Here is an 18,640-nt window from a genome sequence, read left to right on the forward strand (position 1 = left end):
ATGTCATTTTTTAAAGAAGAGCTCAAAAATGTAAAAGCCTTTGTTTTCGATGTTGATGGCGTATTGTCGAAAGACACGTCGCCCCTCAATGAAAAAGGAGAGCCGGTAAGAACAGCAAATGTAAAAGACGGGTTTGCCATGCGGGTTGCAATTGCCGCCGGATATCCGGTTGCCATAATTACCGGAGGTTTTGTGGAGCGGGTTCGGCTGCGGCATGAGCATTTGGGCGTGAAATTTTATTACGAAAATGCACACGACAAGGTGGAAAGCCTTGAAGATTTTTGCCGGAAAACCGGAGTTGCCCCCGAAAATGTACTTTTTATGGGCGACGATTTGGTTGATTATCATGTTATGCTTCGGGTCGGAATTCCGGTGTGTCCGCACGATGCAGTGTATGACATAAAAAGTGTTTCTAAATACATTTCTCACAAAAATGGTGGCGAAGGTTGTGTGCGCGACGTTATTGAGCAAACTCTGCGGGCTCAGGAAAAATGGCTGATTGATACGGCAACAATTAAAAATGCATTCTGATGAACTGGCTGCCCCGTTACAATTATATTCTGGCGTCAAAATCGCCACGCAGGCAGGAACTGCTCCGTTTGTTGGGCCTAGAGTTTTCCGTGAAGATAAAAGAAGCCGACGAAGTTTTCCCGGATGGATTATCGAAATGTGAAATTCCCGAGTTTCTTGCCCTACTGAAAGCGAAACCCGTTTTGCCAGAGCTTCAGGAAAATGATTTGCTGATTACTGCCGATACTATTGTTTACCTTGAAGGTGAAGTTTTGGGTAAGCCGGCAAACGAGCAGGAAGCCATACAAATGTTGCAAAAGCTGAGCGGAAAAGAGCATCAGGTTATTTCGGGCGTTTGTTTGTCGTCGGTTCATAAACAAGTTGCTTTTCATGCAGAAACAAATGTTCGTTTTAAAGAGTTGAAAGAAAGTGAAATTCAATATTATGTGACCACCTTTAAACCCTTTGATAAGGCAGGTGCCTACGGAATTCAGGAATGGATTGGCTTTATCGGAATCACAAATATTGAAGGGTCTTTTTATAACGTTATGGGGCTCCCCATTCAGAAGCTTTACGAAGAGATTCTCCGGTTTTAGGCGATTAATTGTATTTGAATAGTTATTGTTTTCTGTTGGAGAAAAAACATTTCGTTTTGTCTTACGAATTTTTGTTCCATCTTTTTCTATAACATGAAACTGTTCTCTTTTAATTTAATATAAAGTTGGAGGGGTGTGTTGAAAATTACCACTTCGTTTATTTTGATTTTTTAAATTTTTTATACTTTATTAGCTAAATAATTGTCGGATGTTTTAAACATCTGCTTTTTATATTAGGAGAGTTATTTTTGTTAATACTGAGGAATAGTTTTTAAGTTATATTACTCTGATTGTGTTTTTATTGGGAAGAATCGAAGTAATATAATTGAATCAGAGTAGTTTGTTGGTGTGAAAGTGTGGAACTGAAAAAAGGATTTTTAATTCATTTTTTTCAGTATAGGTTTTATGTCGTGCTAATAGCGCGATGTTTTTTTTATTGTTGCTTTTATGTCAGAAATTGGAGAATGGAAACGAAAAATGAGGCTTAGTATCTGTTTCGTGGAAGATTATTAGAACTTTGTGATGCAGTAGAGCTTTGCTGTATTGAGCTTTAATAACCATAAATGCTACCGGAACGCGTCCCATAGATTATTCGATTGGAGCGTTAAAAATATTTTTGTTTAATACATAAACTGTTGAAAAGAGAAAAACTAAAAACTGACTTGCTGATACTGTTGAAAAAAGGAGATATGCTCGCTTTTGATACTATTTATAAACAGTACTCTAAAAGGTTATATGCTTTTGTCTTTCGATACTTGAAACAGGATAACGATACAGAAGAAATTGTTCAGGAAGTTTTTTTGAAAATATGGGAGTCTCGGAAGAAGATTGATTTGTATACGTCATTTGATTCTTTTCTTTTTACAATAGCATACAACAGTACCATCAGCCTGTTAAGAAAAAGGGTTAACGAAAAAAAATATCTCGACCACATAAAAAGTCGGCAACAGGTCAATAATGCGGAAAATATAATTGATGATATTCACTTCAAAGAAATGAGCAGGCAGGTGGAAGTATTGTTAGACGAGTTAACCCCGAGGCAAAAAGAAGTGTTTGTGTTAAGCCGGGAGGACGGACTGACACATGACGAAATAGCAGAGAAATTAGGCATCTCTTCAAATACAGTAAAAAATCATCTGGTAGCTACTTTGGCGTTTCTGAAGTCGAAACTGAAAGGAGATTTGATGATAAAACTATTATTTATTTCTCTTTTCTTCTAAAAAGTTACATTTTCTATAGTCCTGTTTTCAGGCTTGTGCGTATAACTGTTCAAATTTATAAAAAGCAGGGGCTTAGTTTAAGTGTTGTGCCAAACAGAAATGTTTACTGCTCGTGCAATTTTTTAGAGAGATGAGAGAGGAATTACTCATAAAATTTTTGAACGACGAATGTACAGAGGATGAGTTAAAAGATGTAATTCATTGGATAAAATTCGATTCATATACTGACTATTCGAAAGAAATGGGATATGGTCAATGGAATAATTATGATTATGAATCAGATGCAGAATTGCCGGAAGAAAGAAAACTTGAGTCGTTACTGGATCAAATACATCACAAAATTAATGTAAAAGAACATTATAAAAGTGAGAAGTCAGTTGCCCTTTTCACCAAATGGATGACAAGAGTCGCTGCTGTTTTGCTATTGCCTGTATTGGCATTATACATTTATACAATTACATCCAAACCTGACACAATTTCGCAACTTGAGGAATTTAGTGTTGATTCTCTTGAAATAGTTGCACCAACCGGTTCTAAAACATTTGTCCAGTTTTCCGACGGGTCAGAAGTCTATTTAAATCATGGAAGCAAGCTGAAATATCCACAAAAGTTTGCAGGAGAAACCAGAGGCGTTGTGTTAAGTGGCGAAGGTTATTTTAAAATAGCACATAATCCTCAAAAACCTTTTGTTGTAAAAACTAGAGGTGTCAATGTAAAGGCTGTTGGTACAACTTTTAACGTTTATGCTTATCCCGACGAAAAAACCATCGCAACAACTTTAGTCGAAGGCAAAGTCATCCTTGAGAAAAAGGCTCCCGGGATAACTCCCTCCCCAATAGGATCCATGGTTCCCGGTCAGCATGTTGAATATAATACAGAGAATGGAAACATTAACAGCACTATCGGTGATATAGAAAAATATATATCATGGAAGGATGGGAAATTGATATTTAAGCGAGATAGTATAGCACGAATAGCAAGCAGACTTAGCCGATGGTACAGTGTAGATATTGATGTGGCAGATAACGATGCCAGAGAATATACATATACCGCAACTTTTACTGACGAACCTCTCTGGCACATTCTTGATTTGTTGAAGAATGCAGCTCCTATCGAATATGAAAAAGTACCTCGTAAACGCTTGCCTGACGGAACATACTCCAAACAAAAAATTATAATATGGAAAAGAGACTAATTAACTTCTAACAAAATGAATTTGCCTATGGAGAAAAATTGAAGCGGAAAAACAACAGGGAAATGCGCCAACACTTCCCTGTGATATGTGAAAAACAAACTCCTGTTATCCGAAATCCAACAGGAGATTTTCTAACTAAAAACATTACAAAAGTATGAAAAAATTAAGAAAGAAGATGGCACGGGAGAGCTGTTTCCCATGCTTTTTTAAACTATTAAAGGTTATGAAACTGTCACTTATATTGATTTTGGTTTCTACTTTAAGCATTTTTGCCGGAGAGTCATATGCACAAAAGAAAAAGCTTACTTTGAAAATAGAAAATGCTAAGGTAGAGGAAGTCTTGTCTGATATTGAAAGGCAAAGTGAATTCTATTTTTTTGTTTATAGTGAAAAAGTGGTTGATGTAGACCGGAAAGTTTCAGTTGACTTAAAAGAAAAAAATATAGAAACGGTTCTGAATACACTTTTTGCTGAAACTGAAGTAATATATTCAATTGAAGATCGGTTAATCGTGCTATCTACTCCCGAAGTAACCGGAATTAAAGAGGTAAAAAGTGCTCAGCAGCGCGCTGTTTCCGGGCTTGTTTCCGACTCAGGAGGCCTGCCTCTGCCGGGCGTGTCAGTTGTGATTAAAGGTACTACCCGCGGTACAGTTTCCAATACAGACGGAGAGTTTACATTGCCTAACGTTCCTGCCGGGTCAACGCTTGTGTTTTCTTTTGTGGGAATGCGCGTCGAAGAGGTGGTTGTTGGAGACCAGACCAGAATTGATGTGAAAATGGCTGAAGAAACAATAGGAATTGAGGAGGTTGTAGCTATTGCGTATGGTTCAGTAAAAAAGAAGGACTTAACAGGTTCCATTTCTACCGTTAGTGCTGAGCTTATTGAAAAGCAATCAAATTCTACGGTAACACGCATGCTCGAAGGTGCTGTTGCTGGGGTACAGGTGTCGGCCGTTGACGGACAGCCGGGTTATGATATGGGAATCCGTGTTCGTGGGGTTGGTTCAGCAAACCTCAACAGTTCCGGTGCTTTGGTTGTTATCGATGGAGTACCTGCTCAGACCAATAATCCGTTATCAACCCTTAATTCTTCTGATATTGCAAGCATTACCGTATTGAAAGATGCGGCCTCAACTGCATTGTACGGTTCTAGGGGAGCCAATGGAGTTGTATTGGTTACCACAAAAAAAGGAGATCAGGGAAAAACTAAAATTTCTTTTTCTTCGCGTATTGGTGTGAACTCAGTAGGCCCCTATAAACTCGGAAAGATTGATAATGCGAAAGATTATTATGAATTTGCATGGAGATCAATTTATAATTCTTACCGTTACGGAGTTGACGGAACAGGAAAACCACAAGACTGGACAACAAATGTGAATAACCCCAACTATTCGCACGAAGAAGCCGCTGAATTTGCAAGTCAACACCTGTTCAATTATATTAATTCCGAAACTGCTTTTGGTCGTAATAAACTAGGTAATTATATGGCATATAATGTTCCGGGGGCCGTTTTTACCCCTGATGGGACAGGAACAAAAGCAAGCGCAACAATGACGGGGGCATATCTAGTAAATCCGGATGGAAGACTAAATCCTGCAGCCAGCTTGTTATATTCCGATAATTATAGCAATGAACTGCTCGAGAATGCGTTCCGGAAAGAATATAATGTTGCAGCCAACGGAGGAAATGAAAAAGTTGATTATTTCCTGTCTGCAGGCTATCTTCAAGATCCTTCGTACATTAGAAATTCCAGCTTTGACCGTTACAGCGGGAGAGCCAAACTGAATGCAAAACTCTATGACTGGTTGAAAGTGGGTACAAATGTTGCCTATACTCGTACTTCTACCGATTTGATGACAACCACTTGGGGACGTAATCCCGGCTCAAATCCTGGAAACGTTTTCCGTTACATTAATGGAACATCTCCGATTGTTCCGGTGTATGCTTATAACGAAGACGGAAGTTACCGAACACAAGACGACGGCACAATTTATAATGCATACGAAGGCAGCACATATTCTCCACTAGGAACTACAGGAGCAACCTACGCAAGTACTCCCATTATTTATGCAATGGATAAAGATACCTATCGCGAAAAAATGGATGTATTAAATACTCGGTCGTATATGGAAGTTAGTTTTCTGAAAGATTTTAAATTTACTTTTAATTTCTCTTTGGACAAAGAAGATTTCAATCAGACAAAATACTTGAGTAGTGTTGCGAGCTATTATGGCAGGGCATATCATGGAGGTATGTACAAGAATATGTACGACAGGATGATTATCAATACTCAGTCTATACTGGGTTACAATAAAGATGTTGATAAGCACCATTTTGATGCAATTGCTGTTCATGAATACAATGATTGGCACGAGGAAGCAATACGTTGGGGATCTAGTTATGAGTTGATTCCCGGGTTTATGTCTGTTGCGAATTTTGTTGGAAAATATGTAAATGTAAGAGGGTTGGGAACTCCGTATTATTCAGAAGACATTGAACGTATGGAAAGTTACCTGGGCCGGGCAAACTATATTTTTGATGAGAAATATTACCTGTCAGCTTCAGTACGTGCCGATGGTTCTTCAAAATTCAAGAAAGATCGCTGGGGAACATTCTGGTCTGTTGGCACAGGCTGGCGTATTACTTCCGAACCGTTTATGGAAGGCACAAAAAACTGGCTGGATAATTTGAAATTGCGTGCCAGCTACGGTGTGATCGGTAATGCAAACGCCATCGGACGATACAGCGGTTACCGTACATGGGGTTATGGAGCAAAATATACTACAACTTCGGCTGGTACAGGAACTCCAGCATCTTACACATTGAGTCCCGGAGGAATGGTGAATGACGCGTTAACATGGGAAAATACAAATACCTTCGACTGCGGTATCGACTTTTCTTTGTTTAACAGGGTGTATGGAACATTCGATTTCTACAACAGGGTAACTGATAATACCTTCTACAATCAACCTGTTAGTTATATGGCAGTAGGTCAGGAATCGTTACAATCCAATAGTGCTACATTGCAAAACAAGGGAATTGAAATTGAGTTAGGAACAGATATTATACGCAACAGGGACTTTGTTTGGAATGTTTCTTTAAACGGAACGCATTTTACCACTGTATTAATCGATGTCCCGGCAGGTTCTATTCCTGAGAAAACAGAAGGACTTCCTGATAACACATACGAAGCAAACGGTGAAGGCTGGAGCACAACTGGTTCTGGAAATGCAGCCAGCGGAGCCTACTATTTGCGTGGTGAGGGTAGAGACTGGTATAACCTGTGGATATACAAATACGCAGGAGTAGATCAGGAAACAGGGCTTCCTTTGTATTATCATCGTGTAACCGACGAAGATGTTACTGCCGGAACATATTCAGGAGCGAAGGCGGGTGACGATGTAAAAGTGAAAAATTACAACCAGGCGTCTAAATACGAGGTAGGAAGTGCTATTCCGAAATGGATTGGCGGTCTTACGACTTCTTTGAAATACAAAGATTTTGATTTGTCTACTGTATTGGCTTACCAATTGGGTGGTAAATTTTATAGTGTAGAGTATGGAAACGGATTGTATCGTAGCAGTTTTTCGCTCTCGTATAGCCCGGGAGCTATTGCTGAAGATTTGATTGGCAATACCTGGACTCCCGAAAACAAAGATGCAAAATACCCGATGCAGTGGTATGATGCAGACAATTATGACGGAGCTACTTTTGGCTCTTGGAAATATACCGATTTGTCTTTATTCTCAGCATCATACCTGAGGGTGAAAAATATTACACTTGGCTACAACATTCCTAAACGCTTACTATCAAGAATTGGTATTGGAAACCTGAGAGTTTATGCTTCAGGAGACAACCTGTTTATGATTTCTGCTGCAAAGGGAATTGATCCCAGTATGTCTTTAACCGGTGGTATGGAAGTTGGAGCTTACACTTATCCAACGATGCGTACTATTTCTTTCGGAATAAATCTGGACTTGTAAAATTTTAAAATTGTTTGAAACATGAAAAAGTATTTTTATTTAATATACATTGTTATCATAGGGGGATTTTTATTTTCCTGTAGCGACAAACTTGATGTTACACCTCCTAATAATCTGACAGATGAGCAAATTCTGAAAATTCTGGCTTCCGGAGATGAGGATGATATTGAGCTTGTAATGAATAGTTTGGCTTCAGATTTAGATGCAAGCTTTCGATTGAACGGTAATTTTTCAGGATTCAGCGGCAATGCTTTAAATCCGCTTCAGAATCAGGATTTATTCGGAAATTTGCGCGGTAATGATATCGTAATGGGTGAATCCGAATTGGGAGCAAGCGGGTATTATCAATCGTTTTATAATATTGATTCCAGCTTTGAACCCTGGAGATCGACAGACAGAACATTCAATTACACCTGGTGGAAACTGGCTGCCACTCCTCACATTAATGCAAACAAAGTATTACAATATCTGGATACTGAAACCGTAGGTGCAAACAATACATTGAAGGATTATCGTGCTCGTTGCCTGACTGTTAGAGCGTATGGTTATATGATGTTGATGGAACGTTACCAAAAAGCGTATTTGCACGGAGGAAAGGACGGTAAAGGAATGCCGATTTATACCGAGTATGGAATCAACACTCCTTTGGCTCCTGCTTCTGCAACAGATACCTACGATTTCATCAAAAAAGACCTGAAAGAAGCGGTTAATCTGTTTACTGAGTCAGAAATTGGCGAAGGCGCAGACGGCTATACGATGGAAATTACGAACGATATTGATTGCGCTGTAGCACAGTTTTTACTGGCACGTGTCGCATTGTGGACCGGCGATAATGAAACTTGTATCTCTTCGTGTGATGCAATACTAAATAAATATCCGGAATTGATCCAGGAAAGTGCGTATGGTGTTCCTACTTCAAGTAAACGTGCCTTGGCCGAAGGGACCCAGGATGCAGAAGCTTTAAACAATGCTTTTGCCAGTCTTGAAAAAAATCCTGAATGTATATTGGGATGGGTTGATGGCAACGGAGCTCAGACATACCAATACAGTAATTTTAACTGCTTTGGCGAAGGTTCTGGTGGATTAAGTTCTTATTTCATGCGGATTGATGACAGGTTATACAACAAAATCGCAGAAAACGATTATCGTAAAACTGTTTTTCTTGATGATACGTTAACCTATGTTTATCCGACAGATGGTATTAGCAGGCTTATTCCTAAATACACTAACTTGAAATGGGCAGCAACTATTTCGTTGCAGCAGTTGGAACGTAACAATCAGCTAAATTGCGATTTCTGTTATTACCGTTCATCAGAAGTTCTGTTAATGAAAGCAGAGGCTCAGGCAAACAGCAGCAATGAAACAGGAGCCAAAGAAACGTTGAATATTCTTTTGGCCGCCCGCACAAAAGACGGAACACCAACATTAACCTGCGATAATTACCCGGCAATGGCTGGCTTGTCAGCGTTAGATATGGTGAAACTGCAGTGGCGTATTGAAATGTGGGGTGAAAATGGAACCGAGTACAGCAATAGTAAACGTTGGAACGTTAATATTGACAGAACTGGTTCGACCACACACTGGTCAAGTGGAAAAACATATAGTGTAGATCATATGACGTATGAAATTCCAATTGAAGAAACATCTACAAACGGGAATTGGAATAATTAAACATGAGTTTATTCAATTCACTGAGTAGATAGTACTAAAACAATCAATTCTTAATATAAGGTGAAATTATTAACGGGCGGAGCTGCTTGCCCCGCCCGTTTTTTTCTGGTTACATGAACGGTGTTAAACACATCGTGAGCTGCTGTTATAATTAATTTTACCTGACGAGTGAGTCCTGTTTTAAAGAGTTTCCTTAAATACAGCCACTTTTTTTATATCAATTTTTGGTATAACCATTTGGCCTTTTTTAACCATGGAACAGTCTGGGGCGTAATGCATTTTTAGAGCCGATTTCGCCCAAATAGAAGTTCGAGACAGCAATTGAATATTGTCTCGGAATAAACAAGAAACAATTGAAAATCACACTGATGAAACAAGCATGGAATTTTATCACGCAAAGGAGTATAACTAACGTGCTGGTTGCATGAGTCACCATTAGAATAAACAATAATAGACGAATGAAAAGAAGAACTTTTATAATTCGAGGTGCGGCACTCTCCGCCGGATGTGTTGCAATCGGAAATATCCCCGCGTGGGGAACAGATTCACTTTTAGCAGATAATGCCAGCCATAATGTGAATTTATCAAATGCATTTAGAAATCCGGAGTCGAAGTATCATCCGTTTGTTCGGTGGTGGTGGAACGGCGATAAAGTTCAAAAAGAAGAAATTATCCGGGAGTTACATTTGTTAAAAGAAGCAGGCATTGGAGGAGTAGAAATTAATCCGATAGCATTTCCGTCATCGGGCGATGATTTGGGCATTAAATCGCTGACATGGTTGAGCAACGAATGGATGGACATGCTGCAGGTTGCCTTTGATGAAGCGAAGAAGCTGGATATGGTCTGCGACTTAATAGTAGGTTCAGGCTGGCCCTTTGGCGCCGAGTCATTACCGCGCAACGAACGGGCGCAGGTAGCAATTATTTATGCTGAAACGTTGGAAGGTCCGACTACTTTTGAAACCTCTCAATTTAATATTTTTGACACGGTAGACCCGGGAGTTACCGACCCGTGCCCAAGCCGTACTTTTGAAATCCTGTCGTTAAAACTGGTTCCGGAGCCGATGAGCAGCCTCAATCAGGTGATCGATCTGTCGGAAATGCGAAATGAAAAGGTAATAAAAGTAGACATTCCGCAGGGCAAATATGTGTTTTACGCATTGGTGAAGGTTGATTCTTTCGCTAATGTAATCAATGGCGCTCCTGGAGCGGCAGGACCTATCCTGAACCATATGGACAGCAATGCTGTTCGCAAATACCTCAATCATATGTCTGATACAATTCAAAAACGGACAGGCCCGCTTTCTGACCATTTGCGTGCGTTGTTTTCTGATTCTATGGAGTTGGAAGGTTGTAATTGGAATGAGGATCTTCCCGACGAATTTAAGAAACGCCGCGGCTATGATTTAATGCCTTATCTTCCGTTTACGATGTTTAAAGTGGGGCGTTTGGGCGCCGTAATTGATCCAAATTACGGGGTAACAAAAGCCGGTGATTTTGCAGAGGAAATCAAACGGGTTCGTTTCGACTTTGAATTGACAAAAGCCGAATTGTTGTACGAACGGTTTACTAAAACTTATCTTCAGTGGTGTAAAGATTTGAACGTTAAGTCGCGGGCACAGGCTTACGGTCGGGGATTTTTTCCATTAGAAAGCAGCTTGGGGTACGACATTCCTGAAGGAGAATCGTGGACAACCAACTGGCTGAAACATCGCGTAGGCGAAGAAATGTCAGACGAAGACTACCGTCGCGGGCGCGGATATACAATGATTAATAAATACGTTTCTTCGGCAGCTCATCTCACCGGAAAGAGAGTGGTGAGTTGCGAGGAGATGACCAATACATACAACGTTTTCAACATCACACTCGAACAGTTGAAGATTGGTTCCGACATGAGTATCATGTCAGGCATTACGCATTCAGTATGGCACGGCTTTAATTACTCTCCGGCAGAAGCCCCATTTCCGGGATGGGTACAGTACGGTTCGTATTACAGCGAAAAAAATAACTGGTGGCCATATTTTAAATACCTTAACGAATATAAAGCACGCCTCTCTTCTCTTTTGCAGAATTCCGATATGTACACCGATATGGCTATTCTTCCGGCTAATTACGACATGTGGGGCGAAATGGGCGTACAAACCGATCCCTTCCCCGAAAGGTTGAATATCTCGTACACCTCGATAATTTGGGAATCGATTAACAAAAATGGCGGAGCAGCCGATTATACCACAGAAATAATTATTAACGATTCCCGGGTGAAAAACGGTAAACTCTGTTATGGGCCAAAGGAGTACGGCACCCTTTTCCTGCCTGAAGTTACAAGTATAGGAATTTCTACCTTACAGAAATTGCATGATTTTGTTGCTACCGGAGGGCGCATTTTCTGTATTGAAAAATATCCCGAAAAATCATTGGGATTGAAAAACTGGAAGCAGCGCGATGAACAGGTTGCGGAATTGGTTGAAAAAATGAAAAAATTTAAGGATAGGTTTATTCTTATCTCAAAGCCCGAAGACAACCGTTTTCTGGAGTGGTACAAATCCCTGATGAAAGAGTACAATCTGCCTCACTACTTGACAATTGAAAAGCCAAATCGTTTTTTCATGCAAACCCGCCATAAGGCAGACGACGGAAGCGAAATGTTTTTCTTCCAAAATGTTCATAAGCACGACAGTTATAAAACCAGGGTTTCGTTTCCAAAATCGCTTGCCAGGAGCCGGTATCCATGGGTTTGGGATCCGGAAACCGGTAACAGCTTCCGCATTTATTTAAGCGAAAATAGTTTTGAAATAGACCTGGGGCCCGCAGAAACTCGAGTTATTGTTTTCAGTAAAGAGAAAAACGGGGCGGAATGGAAACCCCTGCCGGTAAGTGGCGGTAATGTTGAAACTATCAACAACGATTGGGAAGTAGAACTCAGGCACAGCCGTGAAAACTCCATTCAAACATTTAAAATGTTTGAACTACAGGATTTGAAAGAAACAGATTACGTGAATTTTACAGGAACCGCTGTTTATCGGAAATCAATTAATTTCAACAAAGAGAGTTCGAATTATCTGAACCTGGGAAAAGTCTGGGGAGTTTCAGAACTGTTTGTCAACGGGAAATCCTGTGGCGTAAAATGGTACGGTAACCGGATTTACAACCTTTCAGGAATACTCAGGGAAGGAGAAAATGAAATAGAAGTGCACGTAATTACGTCAATGGGGAACTATGTAAAAACGCTCACCGAGAACCGCACTGCCCAGAGGTTTACAATGTTGAGGACTAAAAACCAGCCCATTCAATCCATGGGAATACTTGGCCCTGTGACCATTTATTAAAAGCATTTTGTATTAACTGATATTTTAAATTTCAATTATGAACAAATTAAGAATTATTGCACTAACTGCTGTTTTGTTTTCGTGCATCCAACTTTTTGCCGCCGATTACAATGCATCGGTTTTCGGCATTAAATCAAATGGAACTACCTTAAACACAACGGCAATTCAGAAGGCGATCGACTTTATTCATGAAAAAGGAGGCGGGCATCTGCATTTTTATGTGGGGCGCTACCTGACCGGCACTATTGAATTAAAATCTAATGTACATGTTGTTTTGCATGAAGGTGCAATTTTAGTCGGTTCTACAAATATTTACGATTACAATATCGAAACTCCAAACACAGCTTTTGTGTATGCGAAAAATGCAGATAATATTTCAATAACAGGTCGTGGAGTTATTGATGGACAAGGACGAGAAGTGGCTTACAGCCTAACAGACCAGGTTCATAAAGGTATTATTACAGATGAATTGAAATACGACCGCCCGGCAAGGCGGCGCCCGAAAGGAATTTATTTTCGTGAATGTAAGAATGTGAAAATAGAAGAAATAACCATAAAAAATGCCGCTGAGTGGGTACAGGTATATGATCAGTGCGAGAACCTGGAAATCAATAAAATTACCGTTGATAGCAAAGCTTTTTGGAATAATGATGGTCTCGATATTGTGGATTGCAAAAATGTACTGGTTGCCAATTCATTTATCGATTCTTCTGACGATGCTATTTGTTTTAAATCGCACGATGCAACAAAAATGTGTGAAAATGTGGAGGTGAGGAACTGCGTTGCACGGTCGAGTGCCAACGGAATTAAATTTGGCACAGTGACAAGCGGAGGATACAAAAATTTCAAAATAGTGAATAACAAGGTATACGACACCTATCGGTCTGCCATTGCTATTCTTACTTCCGATGGAGGTGTAATTGAAAATATTTTTGTGGATAGTCTTTTTGCCTACAATACCGGTAATGCAATTTTTCTTCGGATTGGAGAACGTTGGGGAAAAAGAGGCGTGGGGTCGTTGAACGATATTACCATTCAGAATATGTATGCCGAAATTTCTGCTACAAAACCCGATGCCGGCTATCCTTACGAAGGCCCGGTTGAAGATCTGCCCCGAAATATTTCGCCGGCAAGCATTGTGGGTCTTCCCGGACACGATATTACCAATGTAACTCTAAAAAATGTTGAAATTGTGTATCCCGGCGGAGGAAACAAAGCGTACGCATACAGAGGAACGAAACCTGCCGATTTGGACGGAATACCGGAAATGGCCGACAGATATCCTGAGTTTTCGCAATGGAAAGAACTGCCTGCCTGGGGTTTTTACGTGCGGCATGTCAAAAATCTGACTTTTGAAAATGTTACGCTCAGAGCAAAAGAGAAAGACTATCGCCCTTCGGTTGTATTCGACGATGTAAAAGGAGCTGCTCTGAAGAGTGTTGAATATGATTTTCTGGGAAAAGGCAAAAAACTGGTGAAATATAAATCAACGGGTATTATTCAGAAATAGTAATACGTAGCCCAATTTATTCAATAACAAAACAATAGAACCATGAATAAGATGAAATTATTAATAACAGTAGTAGCCGCAGTTTTTGTTTTTCATGCATCGGCCAAAGATTATTTTGTGTCTGATTTTGGAGCGAAAGCTGATGGTACAACTCTAAATACAAGAACCATACAAAGCGCCATTAATTTTATTAGCGAAAAAGGAGGAGGCCGGTTGATTTTTCAGGTGGGAAATTATGTAACAGGGAGCATCTATCTGAAGTCGAATGTTACACTCCATTTAGAACCAGGTGCTACTATCTTAGGCTCAACCAATCCGTTCGATTATGTGATTGACCCCACCACAAAGTGGTGTTCAATGATTTTTGCGGTTAAACAGGAAAACATAGGAATTACCGGAAAGGGAACCATTAACGGACGCGGTTTCATCACGGCCAATAACCTGGTTGAATATATTCATCGCGGAATTTATGAGGATGAGTTAAAACTGGACCGACCCCGCGAATGGAAGCGTCCGCAAAACATTAATTTCAGAGAATGTACAAACATTGTAATCACCGGTATTACATTGCGCGATCCTGCCAGCTGGAATCAGACTTACGACCAGTGCAAAAATTTGTATGTAGATGGAATTACTGTAGACAGCAAGTCGTATTGGAATAATGATGGGATTGATATTGTTGACTGCGACGGAGTTGTAGTGAAGAACTCCTATTTCGATGCTGCCGACGATGTAATCTGTTTCAAATCGCACGATGCAAACAGCATTTGTCAGAATGTGGTTGTTGAAAATTGTGTAGGGCGTTCAAGTGCAAACGGAGTGAAATTTGGAACGGTTTCACGTGGTGGTTTTCGCAATTTCAAAATTAAAAATATAACCATTTTCGATACATTCCGGTCTGCAATTACATTTGCTGCCGTAGATGGCGGTTTGGTTGAAAACATTGAAGTAGACAGTGTACGTTCAATAAATACCGGAAATGTAATTTTTCTTCGTATTGGCGACCGGTGGAGTAAAGGGAAAAAACCGAGTATGAAAAACATCCGTATTTCAAATGTGTATGCCGAAGTGCCGATTACAAAACCCGATGCGGGTTATAATTACGAAGGGCCTGTTGAAGATAACCCAAGGAACATTTCCCCGGCAAGCATTGTCGGATTGCCAGATTACAGAATTCAGGACGTAAAACTGAAGAACATCGAAATTGTATATCCGGGAGCAGGAAATCCGTTGTACGCTTATCGTGGAATAACTTCTGCTGAACTGGACAGCATTCCTGAAATGCGAAAAAGGTATCCCGAGTTTTCGCAGTGGAAGGAGTTGCCCGCCTGGGGTTTTTATGTACGTCATGCCGACGGAATAGAATTCGAAAATGTAAAACTGGTTGCCGAAGAGAAAGATTATCGTCCGTCGATTGTGATTGACGATGTGAAAGGTGCAACTTTTAACGACGTAGAATTTGTTGAACCCGGAAGTGAAGGGAAGGATCAGATCATTCAAAACAGATCTGCCAACGTTGTTATCGAGTAATTTCAGAATTTTTACAGAAAGAATATAAAAGCAGAGTACAATGAAAAAATGTAAAATATTTATAATCAGTATTTTCGTATTGTTGTTTGCGCTGAGCCTTTCGGCTAAAGACTACAAAGCATCACTTTTCGGAGTGAAATCAGACGGGGTAACTTTAAACACAGGGTCTATTCAGTATGCCATCGATTACATCAGCGAAAATGGAGGAGGCCGCCTGGTTTTTTATGTGGGCCGATATCTTACCGGAAGTTTTTACCTGAAATCCAATGTAACTATTCAACTGGAGGAAGGCGCGGTTTTAGTCGCTTTTCATTCAATTTACGATTACTTTGAGGTGAATGGAACCAATGGCCTTATTTTGGCCGATAGCGTTGAAAACATTGGCATCAGTGGGAAGGGAGTTGTTGAAGGCAACAGCAGTGCCGTATTAAAAAGTATAGACGAACAAATAGAAAAAGGGAATCTTGAAAAAACAGCAAAGCAGGCAAAACCGGTGTTGGCAAATTTCAACGATTGCGGTAACGTAACAATAGAAGGTGTTATTTTGCAGGATGCGTGTGGTGATGTCCAGGTTTTTTCAGGTTGCAAAAATGTTCAGGTGAATAGTGTAACCGTAAAAAGCACATCAGTTCTCGAAAGTAAAGGAATTGTGTTTTCAAATTGTACCGGATTTGCTGTTAACGATTCCTATTTTGAGACTTTGGGAGAAGAACTAAGCTCAAAAGGAACTTCAAAAAATGTTTCGGTTTCGGGCTCTGTCAACTCAAAAGGGAAAAAGTTAAAAGCATCCAAGTAATCCTGCCATAACGGTTTAAATAAACTACTAAGGGCTTGCATGATTGCATTTAAATATGAAACGAACATGAATTTTTGTTATTCAAAATTCACAAAAAGAAATGACTGAAATTTATGCGGGTTCCTGAATGTCTTCAACTTTTTTGAATACTCAGAAACCAAAAGATATTATACAGATGAAACGAAAAATGCTAGACGGTGGTGTGTCCTTGTTTTTTACATTTAATTTTGATAAAGTGAGTAAACTACGAACCCTGTTCCTTCTTCCTGTTTATTTTGTATTGTTTTCATGTTCTGAAAGCACAAGTGTTTTTGTTTCTCCTGCAGGGAATGATAAAAATAGTGGTACCCTGGAAAAACCGTTTTTAACCATTCAAAAAGCTTTGGATGTGGTCAGGGAGAAGCGGATGTCAGGGAATAATGTACCGTTCAACATTGTGCTGAGGGAAGGCGATTACTATTTTGCTGAAACACTTGAATTTGCCGATTCAGATAGTAATTTGATTATTGCTCCATATAATGGCGAAAAAGTTCGGTTTACAGGTGGAATATCTGTTGAACCGGAAAAAGCCGTTTCGGTTTTGGGAACAGACAAAGAAAAATATTTTTCAAGAGAGAGTCGCGAACATATTTGTATGGTTCATCTGAAAAAGCTCGGAATAACAGATTATGGCGAGCTTCATCCGTTTGGCTTCCTGCGGCCTGAAAAACCATCGTGGATGGAGGTATTTATTAACGGAGAACCGTATCATTTGTCGAGGTGGCCAAACGATTCTTCAATACAAATAGGAGAAGTAATAAACAGTGGGGCTGTTGAGGCTGAAAAAAACAATGGAGAAGAAGGAGGAACTTTTAAGTATAGCGTGGAGCGCCCGTCGAAGTGGAGATATTCAGAGGATATCTGGATATTTGGATATTTCAATTACGGTTGGGCTGACGATGCTGTAAAACTGGCAACAATTGATACCACCGAAAAAACGTTTACCACAGTCCAATCGCACATTTACGGATTTAGTTCCGGGAAACCATGGAACAGCTGGTATGCATTTAATTTAATCGAAGAAGTTGATACTGTCGGCGAGTATTATGTTGATCGCAAAGAAGGGATACTCTACTTTTATTCACCTGAAGAAACTGAAACAATCGAAGTGTCTGTTTTTAAAGATCCGTTCCTTTCTATGAAAAGAGCATCAAGTATCACCGTTAAGGGAATTACTTTTGATTGTGCAAGGTGGTCTGCAGTAGAAATGTCCGGAACTCAAAACTGTCTGTTCTCAAATTGTACTTTTAAAAACTTAGGCGGTTATGCTGTAAATATTGAGAATGACAAATCCGGAGCGTTAAATGGAGAAAAAACAGTTACGGGAAAAAATAATGGAATCGATAACTGTTCTGTTTTTCAAACCGGGTTGGGTGGAATCAGGTTGGGTGGGGGCAATAGGGAAACCCTTGAGGGATCCGGTGACTATGTTTCTAATTGTACAATCCATAATTTCAATCGAATTGCAAACACGTATTGCCCGGGCATCAGAATTTACGGAGTGGGAAACCGCATTTCTAACAACGAAATTTTCGATGCTCCCCACGCTGCTATTTTGTTGAAGGGGAATGATCACCAGATTGAGTACAACGAAATTCATGATGTGTGCTTAACCACTGACGATGTTGGTGCGCTTTACTACGGTCGAAATCCTTCGGAGAGGGGGAATGTAGCCCGGTTTAACTACTTTCATCATCTTGGAAATAAGTATCGCACAACTGCTGTTTATCACGACGATGGCGCATGTGGAATGAAAGTTTACGGGAATGTTTTTTACAAAGCAGGAACCATTCCTTCGCTAATTGGAGGGGGAAGTGACAATATGTACACCAATAACATTTTTATTGATTGTCCCATCGGAATAAAAGTTGACAACCGAATGCAGGCGTATGACTGGGCAATACCGATGATTGAAAAAGGTGGTGTGATTGACCAGCGATTAAGCAAAATTAATTACAATCGGCCTCCATACAGCGAGAAATATCCAAGGCTCGCAAAGTATTGGGACGATAATCCGGCACTTCCGAAGCGAAACAAAATCGATCAGAATGTATTTGTAGATGTAAACGAAATTATCAGGGGCGATAAGAAGTTTCTAGATTTTACTGAACGTAATTACATAACAACAGACGATCCCGGATTTGTAGATAAGGAAAATCAGAACTTTAAATTGAAGAGTTCATCCGTAATTTTTGAAAAAATACCCGGGTTTGAACAAATACCCTTTGAACAAATAGGGGTGACAAAAATGAATTAGTAATT

At 40.0% G+C, this 18,640-nt stretch carries 11 protein-coding genes; all 11 read left to right on the forward strand.

Annotated elements, in window-relative coordinates; all coding sequences use genetic code 11:
• The 11 genes from BUB08_RS18895 (at position 1) to BUB08_RS20530 (ending at position 18,635) form a co-directional block, all read left to right on the forward strand.
• Positions 1-531, forward strand: coding sequence for a KdsC family phosphatase (locus BUB08_RS18895; protein WP_073003491.1), 531 nt, complete (start codon positions 1-3; stop codon positions 529-531).
• The gene (locus BUB08_RS18900) at positions 531-1,106 is read left to right on the forward strand and encodes a Maf family nucleotide pyrophosphatase (RefSeq protein ID WP_073003492.1); all 576 of its coding nucleotides are present in this window, start codon (positions 531-533) and stop codon (positions 1,104-1,106) included. The genes BUB08_RS18895 and BUB08_RS18900 overlap by 1 nt, the downstream gene beginning before the upstream one ends.
• 635 nt (positions 1,107-1,741) lie before the next feature.
• Positions 1,742-2,326 (forward strand): RNA polymerase sigma factor, encoded by a 585-nt coding sequence (locus BUB08_RS18905; protein ID WP_073003493.1) that lies wholly within the window; start codon positions 1,742-1,744, stop codon positions 2,324-2,326.
• 130 nt (positions 2,327-2,456) lie between these two features.
• The gene (locus BUB08_RS18910; protein ID WP_073003494.1) at positions 2,457-3,521 is read left to right on the forward strand and encodes a FecR family protein; all 1,065 of its coding nucleotides are present in this window, start codon (positions 2,457-2,459) and stop codon (positions 3,519-3,521) included.
• A gap of 223 nt (positions 3,522-3,744) precedes the next feature.
• Positions 3,745-7,506 carry a TonB-dependent receptor gene (locus BUB08_RS18915; RefSeq protein ID WP_073003495.1) on the forward strand — a complete coding sequence of 1,254 codons (3,762 nt, stop codon included), beginning with the start codon at positions 3,745-3,747 and terminating at the stop codon, positions 7,504-7,506.
• Positions 7,507-7,527: 21 nt separating this feature from the next.
• Positions 7,528-9,177, forward strand: a complete 1,650-nt coding sequence (locus BUB08_RS18920) for a RagB/SusD family nutrient uptake outer membrane protein (protein ID WP_073003496.1) — start codon at positions 7,528-7,530, stop codon at positions 9,175-9,177.
• A gap of 458 nt (positions 9,178-9,635) precedes the next feature.
• On the forward strand, positions 9,636-12,503 hold the full coding sequence (locus BUB08_RS18925) for a glycosyl hydrolase (protein ID WP_073003497.1): 2,868 nt from the start codon (positions 9,636-9,638) through the stop codon (positions 12,501-12,503).
• Positions 12,504-12,540: 37 nt separating this feature from the next.
• Positions 12,541-14,013, forward strand: coding sequence for a glycoside hydrolase family 28 protein (locus tag BUB08_RS18930; protein WP_073003498.1), 1,473 nt, complete (start codon positions 12,541-12,543; stop codon positions 14,011-14,013).
• 42 nt (positions 14,014-14,055) lie between these two features.
• Positions 14,056-15,543 carry a glycoside hydrolase family 28 protein gene (locus tag BUB08_RS18935; protein ID WP_073003499.1) on the forward strand — a complete coding sequence of 496 codons (1,488 nt, stop codon included), beginning with the start codon at positions 14,056-14,058 and terminating at the stop codon, positions 15,541-15,543.
• Positions 15,544-15,583: 40 nt separating this feature from the next.
• On the forward strand, positions 15,584-16,339 hold the full coding sequence (locus BUB08_RS18940; protein WP_073003500.1) for a glycosyl hydrolase family 28 protein: 756 nt from the start codon (positions 15,584-15,586) through the stop codon (positions 16,337-16,339).
• Positions 16,340-16,514: 175 nt separating this feature from the next.
• Positions 16,515-18,635, forward strand: a complete 2,121-nt coding sequence (locus tag BUB08_RS20530; protein ID WP_217651661.1) for a right-handed parallel beta-helix repeat-containing protein — start codon at positions 16,515-16,517, stop codon at positions 18,633-18,635.
• Positions 18,636-18,640: the final 5 nt, after the last annotated feature.

The organism is Mariniphaga anaerophila (assembly GCF_900129025.1).
Classification (GTDB): domain Bacteria; phylum Bacteroidota; class Bacteroidia; order Bacteroidales; family Prolixibacteraceae; genus Mariniphaga; species Mariniphaga anaerophila.